Below are 12,325 nucleotides of genomic sequence, written 5' to 3'. Positions count from 1 at the left end.
AATTAAATGAAAATACACTAAATAGATGACGGAAATTATGAGATTTCATAATTCTTGAAAAAAATTAGTGATTCTCAAAAAACTTAGCTACTCCAAACGCCGCCGCCGCCGCCATGGCACCAATTAAGGTAACTCTTACAGCGCCGCTAAATGCAGCCACCCCCGTTACTTTGCTTTTGAAATATCCAAAAACAAAAAGACAGATCAAGGTAGCAACTACAGATATTTTTAGTGCATCAGTAGAGTTATTGATAAAGAAATAGGGGCTTAATGGAATAATACCTCCGGCAATATAGGAAAGTCCGATATTTAAAGCACTTTTGGTCGCACGTTTTGGATCTGGTTTTTCTAAACCTAGTTCGTACTTCATCATGAAATCAACCCAACGGTCTTTGTCATTGGCAATTTCTTCTGTAGCTTGTTCCTGTAGCTTTTCACTTAATCCGATGTTGGCAAAAAACTCTTTGGTTTCTTCAATCTCACGGCTACGCAAATGATCTACTTCGTAGTATTCTCTTTTTACTTCGCTGGTATAATGATCTTGTTCTGTTTTGCCGGCAAGATAACCGCCTAATCCCATTGCAATGCTTCCTGCAGCTATTTCGGCTATGCCTGCAATTACAATGATATTGCTGTTACTAACGGCGCCGGATAAGCCTGCTGCTAATGCAAAAGGAACAGTCAGTCCATCGCTCATGCCGATAACAATATCGCTCAGTAATTGTGAGCTTCTTAAATGTTCCTCTTTGTGTATAGCAGGTTCCATATTAATCTTTAAGTGTATTTAAGCTTTTTTCAATTATCCCGACACACTCCAGTATTTGTTCTCTGGTTATTATTAAAGGCGGCGCAAAACGAATTTTATCGCCGTGTGTTGGTTTTGCCAATAAGCCATTTTCTTTTAACTGAACACATAAATCCCATGCCGCTTCGGGGTTTTTATGCTTTATAACGATGGCATTTAATAATCCTTTGCCGCGTATGGCTTCAATAAATGGAGAATTTAATTTTTTTAATTCGCTGCGTAACAATTCTCCCAAGGCTGCGGCTTTTTCTGCAAGCTGTTCTTCTTTTAAAACTTTTAAAGAAGCAACACCAACAGCACAAGCCAGGGGATTGCCACCGTAAGTACTGCCGTGTTCTCCCGGTTTTATTGTCAACATAATTTCATCATCTGCTAGTACAGCACTTACAGGTAAAGTGCCGCCGCTTAATGCTTTTCCTAAAATTAAAATATCAGGACGAACATCCTCATGATCACAAGCAAGCATTTTCCCCGTACGCGCCAATCCTGTCTGTATTTCATCGGCTATCATTAATACATTGTATTCATTACATAGATTTCTTACGCCAGATAAATAACCTTCATCAGGAACAACAACGCCGGCTTCACCCTGAATAGGTTCAAACAAAAAACCTGCTACATCTTTGTCCTGGAAGGATTTTTCTAAAGCAGCCAGGTCGTTGTAAGGAATTTTAATAAAGCCCGGAGTATATGGACCAAAACCTTTGTAAGATGCCGGATCGTTTGAAAAAGAAATAACTGTAGAGGTTCGTCCATGAAAATTATCTTCCACAACTACGATCTTCGCTTTATTCTCTTCTATCTTTTTTACATCGTATCCCCAGCGGCGAGCCAGTTTTAAAGCTGTTTCTACTGCTTCTACGCCGGTATTCATCGGCAATACTTTATCATATCCAAAATATTGGGTAATGAATTTTTCAAACTCGCCCAATACATTGGTATAAAAAGCCCTGCTCGTCAATGTTAGTTGAGAAGCCTGTTGTAACAAAGCTTCCATGATCTTTGGATGACGATGCCCCTGGTTAACAGCGGAGTACCCGCTTAAAAAATCGTAATAGCGCTTGTTATCTACATCCCAAACAAAAACGCCTTCACCTTTGCTTAGTACAACAGGTAGTGGATGATAATTGTGTGCGCCATATTTATCTTCCAGGTCGATATATTGTTGTGAGTTGGCAGAAACAGAAATAGTTGATTGCATATAAATTGGTTATGAAAAGTAAACTGAATAATGAAAATGCGAAATATTCTCCCTTTGGGAGATAAAAGAATCTTAACCTCGATGATTAAGAAGATCGAGATTAGAACCGAGGAATTTTTGTATGGTCAAAACAGCTGAGATAGCTTTAAAATTTGCTGCAAGATAATAAATTGATTGTATATTGAAGTGAAAAGATAAACTTCCCCATCATGAAATTTTTTAAACTGATTGTTTGTACACTATTATTTGCTTTTATGACTCTTACAAGTAATGCCCAAGCCATGCAACCTCTGCGTTTAGGTGTTGCAGGCCTAACTCATGATCATATTGCCTTTTTAATGAACAGGAATAACACCGGCGATATTAGGATCGTGGGAATTTATGAGCCTAATACAGAACTCGCATATAGCTATGCTAAAAAATGGAAATTTGATACAAGTCTTATTTACACGGATCTAAACAAAATGCTGGACGCAGCAAAGCCTGAAGCAGTGGTAGCTTTCGGTTCTGTGTTTGACCATTTGCAAGTAGTAAAAGCCTGTGCTCCTCGGCATATTCATGTAATGGTAGAGAAGCCATTGGCAGTTAATGAAGCTCATGCAAAAGAAATGGCAGACCTGGCAAAACAGAATAATATTATTTTATTAACTGACTTTGAAACATCCTGGTATCCTACTACCGCCAAGGCATATACGCTGATCAATGACAGCAGTTTTGTTGGAAATATTAAAAAGGTTGTAATTCACGATGGTCACAGAGGACCTAAGGAAATTGGTTGTACCAAGGAGTTTTTAAATTGGCTTACAGATCCGGAGTTAAATGGCGGAGGTGCTTTGGTAGACTTTGGATGTTATGGAGCCAATATAATGACCAGCCTTATGCATGGACAAAAACCCTTATCGGTAACTGCTGTAACACGTCATTACAAACCACTTGTGTATCCAAAGGTAGAAGATGATGCGACCATTATTGTAGATTATCCAACATCGCAATGCATTATACAAGCTTCGTGGAATTGGCCGTTCAGTCGTAAGGATATGGAGATATATGGCGATAAAGGCTATATTATTACAACGGATAAAAATAATATGCGGATAAAAAATAAAGAGTCTGAACCCGAACAGCAAAAATATATCAGTGCTACTGATGTTGATGTGTATGAAGACCCTTTTGCCTATTTCATTAACGTAGTAAGAGGAAAGATCAAAGTACCTGAATACGGATTTTATTCTTTGGAAAATAATTTAATGGTTGTAAAAATTTTGGAAGCAGCAAAGCTATCTGCTAAAACCGGCACTACTGTTAAGCTGCAATAACTCTTCTTATTTTATTGCAAATTCGATCTTTAATAAATTGAATTGCGCTATATTTGCGCCGGCAAGTCTTATACGACCAGCTCCTGCTGAACTCCCCCAGGACCGGAAGGTAGCAAGGGTAGGTGGTTGAGCGGTGCGATGTAAGTAACTTGCCTTTTTTATTTAATTTTACAGAGTAATTTTACTCAACTTAAAAATATATACAATGAAATTTTTTATTGATACAGCAGATCTTGCTCAAATTAAAGAAGCAAATGATTTAGGAATATTGGATGGTGTTACCACCAATCCATCATTAATGGCAAAAGTTGGCATTAAAGGACACGAAGCGATCAACAAGCATTATGTTACCATTTGTGAAATGGTAAATGGTGATATTAGTGCGGAGGTTGTTTCTACAGACTTTGACAGCATTATTGCAGAAGGAAAAAAATTAGCAGCGCTTCATAAGAATATCGTGGTAAAAGTACCTATGATAAAAGAAGGTGTTAAGGCAATCAAATGGTTTTCTGACAATGGCATCAGAACCAATTGTACGTTGGTATTCTCTGCCGGGCAAGCGATCTTGGCTGCGAAAGCAGGAGCTAATTATGTTTCGCCATTTATTGGCCGCATTGACGATAGTGGTTGGGATGGTGTTCAATTAATTCAACAGATCAGTAATATATATACTATTCAAGGATTTAGAACAGAGATATTAGCCGCATCTATTCGTAATCCGAATCATATTATCCAGTGTGCAGAAGCTGGTGCTGATGTGTGTACTTGTCCTCTGGAGTCAATTCTTGGCTTATTAAAACATCCATTAACAGATATAGGCTTAGCTAAATTTTTAGAAGACGCTAAAAAGTTTGTATAATAGAGATAGAATATAAAGCGTTATAAAATATAACCTGCGAGATATTGATACCTCGCAGGTTTTTTGTTGTATTGAAAATATATTGTGCAGGAAATCAGATAGCTAACAGATGATACAAAAATGCTGATAGCAGTACAAAGTCGATTACAAGAAAATTAATTTTTCTTTTTCTTCAGTTCATTCATTATTTCTTCCGTTGTTTTCAAATGTTCATCATCAGGTTTCTTCTTAATGTACATATCAAACTCGTTGCGGAAAGCAGGATCACGTTTGAGTGTTGCTGTTATATGAATTTTATCTTCGTTGAAATCAGGTTCAACCCATAAGCTATTACCGAAAAATCTTCCTGCAGAAGATGTAAATTGAATGTCGGTGCTATCCAAAGGCAAATATCTTCCGTTTGATAAACGACCGACGATATTGATATAATTATACGTTCCCTTTTTTAAGCTATCCGTATAAAGATCAACAAAAATGCTGTCTATTTTTTGTGCTCTGCCTATGGATGAAATGATCAAAAACGCTATCAATAATTTCTTTCGCATGTTCTTTAGTTCGATATTCCTACCCGAAGTTTAATGAACTCATTTTTTTCTAATTCGTTTACCATAAACAGGGCAAGATCGCCTGCATTTATTTTGTACTTATTAGGAGTGGGGGGATAGTCTGCATTTACAACAAATTCTCCTGTTGCATCAGCATTGATGATATCAGGAGAGCAAACGAATGTCCAATCTAAATTACTTGCTTTTAGATGTTCGTAGGCTTTTTTATGTTCCAATCCAACAGGCACATATTGTTGCGGATAGTTTTCTCCATCAATTAGTAAAGTGCCGTCATCCGCATTCAGAATTCCCATTCCTCCCAAAGCAACAATACGCTCAACACCTGCTTTATCCATTTGGTTAATAATATTTTTCATTCCCAGGGAGCGTGCTTTGTCTGTTCCGTCAAAAGCGCCGCCAATTGCAGAAAGCACAGCGTTGCTACCTTTCACAGCATCATATACTTGTTCTTCGTCAAACAAAGCGCCTTGTAATAATTCAAGGTTATCATCCTTAGGAAAATCAGTCGTAAAAACATTTCTTCCAAACGCAATTACTTTGTAACCTTTAAATAAAGCTTGTTTTACTAGTTGCCTGCCTACTGTTCCTGTTGCGCCGAATATTGTAACTGTCATTTTTTTAATTTGAAGCAAATTAGCAACAAAAATTTGTGGAATTAAAAATTCATCCGCATATTTGCATTAATAAATGACAAAAAATTATACAAATATCAGCTGGTGGTGGCAATCAAAATAATTTGATTGTGCCTTTTGCTATAAATGTATTTTAAATAAGTAAAGCCTTGGCACAACGTGTCGAGGCTTTTTTAATTGATAGAAGAAATGAAAAAAATAGAGATAGAAACTTCGGTAAAGAAAATGCTGGCAGATGTGTTTACACCAGTAGGTATTTACCTGCGCTTGCGTGATCGCTTTCGTGATACTATTTTATTGGAAAGCACCGATTTTCATGCAAGTGAAAACAGCTATTCCTTTATTGGGGTAAATGCGATCGCCGGTATTGAAGTTAAAACCCCGCAATTAATAGAATATAAGTTGCCGGGACAACAGCCTGAAAAGACAAACATTAATAATCCTATGGAGGTGCCTGATACTTTATGGAGTTTTATGAAACGGTTTGACATAAAACCTTCCGAAAGCAAAGAAGCAAAATTTGCACAGGGCTTATACGGTTATACCAATTATGATGCCGTGCAGTTTTTTGATACCATCAAATTGCACAATGAAGATGTATTGGATGGAGTAGGAGGATTACGTTATCGCTTGTATCAATACGTTATTGCAATCAATCATTTTAAAGATGAATTGTTTATTTGCGAAAATAAGATTGCAGGGATTAATAGCGAATTGGATCTGTTGGAAAGTCTTATTAAAAGTAAGGATGTACCAACCTTCCCGTTCAAGAGTAATGATGATGAAACTTCTAATCTTACCAATGAAGAATATGTTGAAATGGTAAAGAAAGGAATCGCCAGTTGTTATCGCGGAGATGTGTTCCAGATTGTTTTGAGCCGCAGGTTTCAACGGTCATTCACAGGTGACGAATTTAATGTTTACAGGGCTTTACGCAGCATCAATCCAAGTCCTTATTTATTTTATTTTGATTATGGGGATTATAAACTGATGGGCTCTTCTCCGGAAAGTCAGTTGATCGTTGAAAAAGGGAAAGCTATTGTTCATCCTATTGCAGGAACCTTTAAAAGAACCGGAGATGATCAGCAAGATAAGGTTGCAGCAGAAGCATTACAGAAAGATGAAAAAGAAAATGCAGAGCATGTGATGTTGGTTGACCTGGCTCGTAATGATTTAAGCCGCATGTGCAGCGATGTAACAGTTACACAGTATAAAAAGACTACCTATTATTCACACGTTATTCATTTGGTAAGTGAAGTAACGGGAACGGTTAACCCCGGTACAAATCCGTTTAGAATGCTGGCGGTAAGTTTTCCTGCAGGTACATTGAGCGGTGCGCCAAAATATAAAGCCATGCAGTTGATCGATGAATATGAGAATGTGGCTCGTAACTATTATGGCGGCGCTATCGGGTTTATAGGGTTTGATGGAAGTTGTAATCATGCGATCATGATCCGCACTTTTTTAAGTAAGAATAATACATTGATATGCCAGGCAGGAGCAGGTGTAGTGGCAGCTTCTAAACCCGAAAGCGAATTGCAGGAAGTAAATAATAAGTTAAACGCATTGAAAAAAGCTATTGAATTGGCGCAAACTATATAAGATGAAAATTTTAGTGTTCGATAATTACGATTCATTTACTTACAATTTGGTGCATTTGGTGGAGAAAATATTGCATCAGAAAGTGGATGTATATCGTAATGATGAAATTGCTTTAGAAAAAGTAAAAGATTACGATAAGATAATTTTATCACCGGGACCGGGCGTTCCGCAAGAAGCCGGCTTATTATTGCCTTTGATAAAAGAATATGCGCCTTCAAAATCTATATTGGGCGTATGTTTGGGGCACCAGGCAATTGGCGAAGCTTTTGGAGGTAAATTAACTAACTTAAGCACCGTATATCATGGAGTAGCCACCAGTTGTAAATTATTGGATAAGAATGCACCTTTATTCAAAGGGATGCCTTCTGAAATAGAGATCGGTCGTTATCATAGTTGGGTAGTTGATAAAAAAGATTTTCCTGCTGAACTGGAAATTACAGCAGAAGATGAAAATGGTTTTATCATGGCATTGCAACATAAAAAGTATGATGTGCAGGGAGTGCAATTTCATCCGGAGAGTGTGTTAACTCCTGATGGAGAAACAATTTTGAGAAACTGGCTGAAATAATAATAATGAAAAAGATACTTCAATATTTGTTCGAACATAAAACACTTTCCAGAGAAAAAGCAAAAGAAATTTTACTGGACATCTCTAAAGGAGTGTATAATGAAAATGAAGTTACGTCCTTCATAACGGTATTCCTTATGCGAAGTATTGCCATTGAGGAATTGCAAGGTTTCAGAGATGCATTATTGGAATTGTGTGTTAAAGTAGATATGGAAGGCTTTGAAGTAATGGATATTGTCGGCACCGGGGGGGATGGGAAAAATACATTCAATATATCAACCTTAAGTTGTTTTATTGTTGCAGGCACCGGTAGTAAAGTAGCCAAGCATGGTAATTATGGTGCAACATCTGTTAGCGGCGCATCTAATGTAATGGAGCAATTGGGGTATAAATTTAAAAATGATGCGAATGTATTGAGAGAAGAAATAGAGCGGGCTAACATTTGTTTTTTACATGCGCCATTATTTCATCCTGCATTAAAAGCTGTCGGACCAATAAGAAAAAATTTAGGTGTTCGCACATTCTTTAACATGCTTGGACCATTGGTAAATCCTGCATCTCCCAAATACCAACTGATCGGGGTTTATAATTTAGAGATGGCAAGAATATATAATTACCTGTTGCAACAAACAGGCAATGCGTTTACCATTATTCATGCATTGGATGGTTATGATGAAATTTCTTTAACAGGAGATACAAAAGTGTTCACCAATAAAGGCGAACAAATAATTGCACCGGAGATCATCGGTAAAAAATTAGTACATGCCGAAGATATAGTAGGTGGTACTACTCCGGAAGAATCAGCAAAAATATTTTTAGATATAGTAAAGGGAAAAGGAACCTGGTCGCAGAATGCAGTGGTGCTGGCTAATTCAGCAATGGCATTGCAATGCACAGGGAAATATAAAGACTACGATGAATGCTATCAGCTTGCCGTTGAAAGTTTAGAAAGCGGCAAAGCTTATCAATCATTACAAAAATTAATTAACGCTTAATGACTATACTTGACGCTATAATAGAAAATAAAGCTTTAGCTATAGAAGAGAAAAAAAAATTGATAAGTACAGCTCAATTAGAAAGCAGTAGTTTATTTGCACGACCAACGTTCTCTCTAAAGCAATTTTTATTGGATGAAACAAAAACCGGCATCATTGCTGAGTTTAAACGTCAATCTCCATCTAAGGGAATTATAAATGATAAAGCAGATGTAGTTGAAGTAACTTCTGCATACACACAAAATGGCGCAAGCTGTTTATCGGTGCTAACAGATGAAAAATTTTTCGGTGGTTGTGATAATGATCTGGTAAAAGCAAGAGTAAACAACATTCCCATTCTTCGCAAAGATTTTATTATAGATGAATACCAGATAACGGAAGCAAAATCAATTGGGGCAGATGTTATATTATTAATTGCAGCTTGTTTATCTACTGAAAGAGTAAAGGAACTGGCAAGCTTTGCAAAACAATTAAAATTAGAAGTGTTACTGGAAATTCATACCGAAGAGGAGTTGGGTCATATTTGTGACGAAACGGAAATAGTAGGTGTGAACAATCGGGACCTAAAAACATTCAAAGTAGATATAAATCGTTCGATTGCGTTGAGTAAACAAATTCCGGCAGATAAAATTAAAATTGCAGAGAGTGGTATCAGTAATATCGAAACGATTCGTATCTTCAAAGATGAAGGATTCAGAGGTTTTTTAATAGGGGAGAACTTTATGAAGGAACCCAATCCTGCGATTGCTTTTGCTCAGTTTGTTGAACAACTTAAACCTAAAACAGCATGAGAGTAAAAGTCTGTGGCATTACACAAGAAGAACAATTGGCGCAGTTGCCGTCCGTGGGCGCTACCTTTGGCGGATTTATTTTTTATCCTAAATCTCCACGCTACGTTTTACGTCACATGACTACTTCGCAGATCAAAAAAGAAAATAACATAAATAAAGTTGGTGTATTTGTAAATGCAGCGGTGGAAGAGGTATTGCAAATGGTAGATGAATGCCGCTTGCATATGGTGCAGTTGCATGGGGATGAGTCGCCTAAGTATTGTGAAAAGATCGCTGATTATATTTCCGTTGTAAAAGCTTTTCGTATATCCGAAACTGATAACATTAGCTGGCGCATTAAAGATTATATGGAAGTATGTGATATGTTTATGTTTGATACCGAAGGCGCTGGTTATGGTGGTACCGGTAAAAAATTTAATTGGGATAAATTGAATGATATTGAGATTGGCAAACCGTATTTTTTAAGCGGCGGTATTGAACCGAACGACATAGACCGATTAAAAGAATTTTCATCAAAGCCGGAAGCAAAGGCATTGTTCGCTATAGATATCAATAGCAAGTTTGAAGTAATGCCCGGCGTTAAGAACCTGGAAAGTATTAAGCAGTTCACAACGGCTATCAATGCAAAGCAATAAAGTACTATTTATTTATAATTGAAGATTATAAAATGATATGAAACTTGAATTATTGGTTTTTTATAGCTGCGTTTTATTGGGATGTTTTAATATTTGTAATGGACAAGTGAATGCATTAAAGGATACCGACGGTTTTATACTTGATACTCTTATAAATAATGCGAATATCAATGATCATGTTTATTCGATAGAGATATTTCGTAACCCCAATAATGATGATGATGACAGCAATGATAATAGTTCTTTACAAAATGATAGTACAGGGTTGATCTTTATTGTTAAAAACAATAAAACGGGCAAACTCATTTATTCTGAGAGATTTAAAGAAAATGATTACCATATTTTTAAAATTTCAAGCGATAGTATTAGTGAAAAAGGCAGGTTGTTCCTGGAAGTAGAATTTAATGGCGGAGGTTCGGGTTTTGCGGGTAAATGCTACGAAGTTACTGCAGCGCAAAATAACATCGCAATGCATCTTTTGTATAGTGTAGATGAATTGTCTTTATTTTATTTTATTAGTGATGATGAGATAATTAAATTGGAAGGCATTTGGAATTTTAAAGAAGATGAATCGCATTTTGCAAACCACAGATATCTTGTTACCAAGTATATGTATGTGAACAATGCTTTTGTAGAGTCAAAGCTGGGCAGAACAAAATATAAATATGCCAGCCTGGATGAATTAGAGTCTCCTAAAAAAGTTTTGCTTAGTATTAGAAAAAGAGAGCCTCAGATACTGAAGGGTGTAAATATTGAATAGCTTTTATTGGTGTAATAAAAAATAGAATGATCGTAATTCGTAATGCTGTTATCAACGATTTGCCTGCAATGCTGGAAATTTATAATGATATTATTATAAACACCACTGCTGTATGGCAATACGATACACATACGTTGGAAATGAGAGAGGAGTGGTTTAAAACCAAGCAAGAACAAGGTTTCCCCATTTTTGTGGCAGAAGAAAATGGTAAAATAGTTGGTTTTAGTACGTTCGGAACATTTCGTGCATGGCAGGGATATAAGCATACCGTAGAAAATTCTGTTTATGTGGCTTCCGATCAACGGGGCAAAGGCATTGGCAAACTATTAATGCCACCTTTAATTGAAGCCGCCCAACAGTTAGGCATACACGCAATTGTTGCAGGTATTGATGGTGAAAATGAAGTAAGCATAAAACTGCATCAGCAGTTTGGCTTTGTAGAAGTGGCACATTTTAAAGAAGTAGGATTTAAGTTTAATAAATGGATGGATCTGAAATTTTTGGAATTGATTATTGTAAAACAATAGCACATATTGAATGAAAACGTTTATAGCAGGTTTGTTTTTTGTTTTTTTTAGTGTGCTTCATGCGCAATGCCAGTTAACAGCATCAGAATTGAATAGTATTGCTCAAGATATTCAAACTAAGTTTATTCAAAATGGCGATAGTGAAGCTACACCGGGTTCTGTGTCTAAAGCAAATATATTTGCTTTAGCTCCAAAGGATGACCAGACAACTGCTATTATTCGAAAGCTTCAAATGAGTAAAAAATTTCCAAATAGTAATTCCTTGTTCAATTGGCTTTTGCCCAAAGTGAATAAAATATTTCTTACCCATTATTTGTATAAAAATGATACTGCAAATAAAAAATATGATTCATTGTTTGATCAGATAAATGATAGAATCTGTGGATGTATAACTAAAGCGCACGAAAAGAAGGGATATAATCAGGATAGCGTAATGCAGGTATGTTTTAAGGAGTATTATAGCGATACGTCTTTCATCAGGAAATATATGACAATATTTAAGAGCGTACCACTAGACAAGCGAACCCCTTTTTTACGGGCACAGCAATATTATCTTGATATAAACTGTCCTTCTTTATTTGATTTATATTTTAAGCCAGCTCAATATTGGTTGGCAGATGGATATGATAAAGAGCTGTTGGATTATAAATATTCTATTTTAGAACGCATTATCCGGTATAGCTTGTATACAGAAAAAGATTCTTTGTTAAAGTTTTTCCCCGCATATACTCAGTATAAAAAAGAAATTGAAATATTGCAGAAGATTTACAAGGAAAATAAAAATAAGTTAGGTTATCCGGTGCAAAATTATGTTACCGATAAAGACTTTGAACGCGATGGGGCATTTATAGTAAAATTTTCAGGTAGTGAATCAATAAGTGTATTGGGGCAAGCTGTTTATGAAATTGGTATCGATAAGCCGTTATATTATTTAAAGACCTTAAAGTTTTATCCAAGAGAAAGTTTACAGCACGTAGACAAAATTGAAGAAAAGTTGATGATGTCAAAAAAAGCTCAAAATCAGGTAGAATAAGAAATGAAATAAAAGTGAGATTGTCTCATTTCAAA

At 36.3% G+C, this 12,325-nt stretch carries 14 protein-coding genes and 1 other RNA gene; 11 read left to right on the top strand and 4 right to left on the bottom strand.

Annotated features, from left to right (window positions below; all coding sequences use genetic code 11):
- Positions 1–64: 64 nt before the first annotated feature.
- Together K9M53_RS09340 and rocD are read right to left on the bottom strand one after the other, a co-directional pair.
- Positions 65–766 carry a VIT1/CCC1 transporter family protein gene (locus K9M53_RS09340; RefSeq protein WP_224014124.1) on the bottom strand — a complete coding sequence of 234 codons (702 nt, stop codon included), beginning with the start codon at positions 764–766 and terminating at the stop codon, positions 65–67.
- A 1-nt stretch (position 767) separates the two neighbouring features.
- The gene (gene rocD / locus K9M53_RS09335; protein WP_224014122.1) at positions 768–2,006 is read right to left on the bottom strand and encodes an ornithine--oxo-acid transaminase; all 1,239 of its coding nucleotides are present in this window, start codon (positions 2,004–2,006) and stop codon (positions 768–770) included.
- Between the two features lie 209 nt (positions 2,007–2,215).
- Here rocD and K9M53_RS09330 point away from each other — a divergent pair, with 209 nt between their 5' ends.
- The 3 genes from K9M53_RS09330 (at position 2,216) to fsa (ending at position 4,181) form a co-directional block, all read left to right on the top strand.
- Entirely contained in the window at positions 2,216–3,322 is a 1,107-nt protein-coding gene (locus tag K9M53_RS09330; RefSeq protein ID WP_224014120.1) for a Gfo/Idh/MocA family protein, read from the top strand.
- A gap of 59 nt (positions 3,323–3,381) precedes the next feature.
- An RNA gene (ffs, locus tag K9M53_RS09325) (signal recognition particle sRNA small type) lies at positions 3,382–3,480 on the top strand.
- Positions 3,481–3,527: 47 nt separating this feature from the next.
- Positions 3,528–4,181 carry a fructose-6-phosphate aldolase gene (fsa, locus tag K9M53_RS09320; RefSeq protein WP_224014118.1) on the top strand — a complete coding sequence of 218 codons (654 nt, stop codon included), beginning with the start codon at positions 3,528–3,530 and terminating at the stop codon, positions 4,179–4,181.
- Between the two features lie 155 nt (positions 4,182–4,336).
- Here fsa and K9M53_RS09315 read toward each other — a convergent pair whose 3' ends face one another.
- Together K9M53_RS09315 and K9M53_RS09310 are read right to left on the bottom strand one after the other, a co-directional pair.
- Entirely contained in the window at positions 4,337–4,726 is a 390-nt protein-coding gene (locus K9M53_RS09315) for a hypothetical protein (protein ID WP_224014116.1), read from the bottom strand.
- 5 nt (positions 4,727–4,731) lie between these two features.
- Positions 4,732–5,361 (bottom strand): NAD(P)-dependent oxidoreductase, encoded by a 630-nt coding sequence (locus tag K9M53_RS09310; RefSeq protein ID WP_224014114.1) that lies wholly within the window; start codon positions 5,359–5,361, stop codon positions 4,732–4,734.
- 207 nt (positions 5,362–5,568) lie between these two features.
- On the opposite strand from K9M53_RS09310, the gene K9M53_RS09305 reads away from it, so the two are divergent.
- The 8 genes from K9M53_RS09305 to K9M53_RS09270 are packed head-to-tail and all read left to right on the top strand — an operon-like array spanning position 5,569 to position 12,290.
- The gene (locus tag K9M53_RS09305) at positions 5,569–6,981 is read left to right on the top strand and encodes an anthranilate synthase component I family protein (RefSeq protein ID WP_224014111.1); all 1,413 of its coding nucleotides are present in this window, start codon (positions 5,569–5,571) and stop codon (positions 6,979–6,981) included.
- Position 6,982: 1 nt separating this feature from the next.
- Positions 6,983–7,549 (top strand): anthranilate synthase component II, encoded by a 567-nt coding sequence (locus tag K9M53_RS09300; RefSeq protein ID WP_224014109.1) that lies wholly within the window; start codon positions 6,983–6,985, stop codon positions 7,547–7,549.
- Between the two features lie 5 nt (positions 7,550–7,554).
- Positions 7,555–8,544, top strand: a complete 990-nt coding sequence (trpD, locus tag K9M53_RS09295) for an anthranilate phosphoribosyltransferase (protein WP_224014107.1) — start codon at positions 7,555–7,557, stop codon at positions 8,542–8,544.
- Positions 8,544–9,335, top strand: coding sequence for an indole-3-glycerol phosphate synthase TrpC (trpC, locus tag K9M53_RS09290; protein ID WP_224014105.1), 792 nt, complete (start codon positions 8,544–8,546; stop codon positions 9,333–9,335). Before trpD ends, trpC begins: the two co-directional genes overlap by 1 nt.
- Positions 9,332–9,970: a phosphoribosylanthranilate isomerase gene (locus tag K9M53_RS09285; protein WP_224014103.1), complete on the top strand. Its 639-nt coding sequence runs from the start codon at positions 9,332–9,334 to the stop codon at positions 9,968–9,970. The genes trpC and K9M53_RS09285 overlap by 4 nt, the downstream gene beginning before the upstream one ends.
- Positions 9,971–10,007: 37 nt before the next feature.
- Positions 10,008–10,730 carry a hypothetical protein gene (locus tag K9M53_RS09280; RefSeq protein WP_224014101.1) on the top strand — a complete coding sequence of 241 codons (723 nt, stop codon included), beginning with the start codon at positions 10,008–10,010 and terminating at the stop codon, positions 10,728–10,730.
- 26 nt (positions 10,731–10,756) lie between these two features.
- Positions 10,757–11,257, top strand: coding sequence for a GNAT family N-acetyltransferase (locus tag K9M53_RS09275; RefSeq protein ID WP_224014099.1), 501 nt, complete (start codon positions 10,757–10,759; stop codon positions 11,255–11,257).
- Positions 11,258–11,267: 10 nt separating this feature from the next.
- Positions 11,268–12,290: a hypothetical protein gene (locus K9M53_RS09270; protein ID WP_224014097.1), complete on the top strand. Its 1,023-nt coding sequence runs from the start codon at positions 11,268–11,270 to the stop codon at positions 12,288–12,290.
- Positions 12,291–12,325: the final 35 nt, after the last annotated feature.

It is taken from the genome of Ferruginibacter albus (assembly GCF_020042285.1).
Taxonomy (GTDB): domain Bacteria; phylum Bacteroidota; class Bacteroidia; order Chitinophagales; family Chitinophagaceae; genus Ferruginibacter; species Ferruginibacter albus.
Note: the sequence above shows the minus strand (reverse complement) of the source record. Positions and strands in the feature narration are given on the sequence as shown.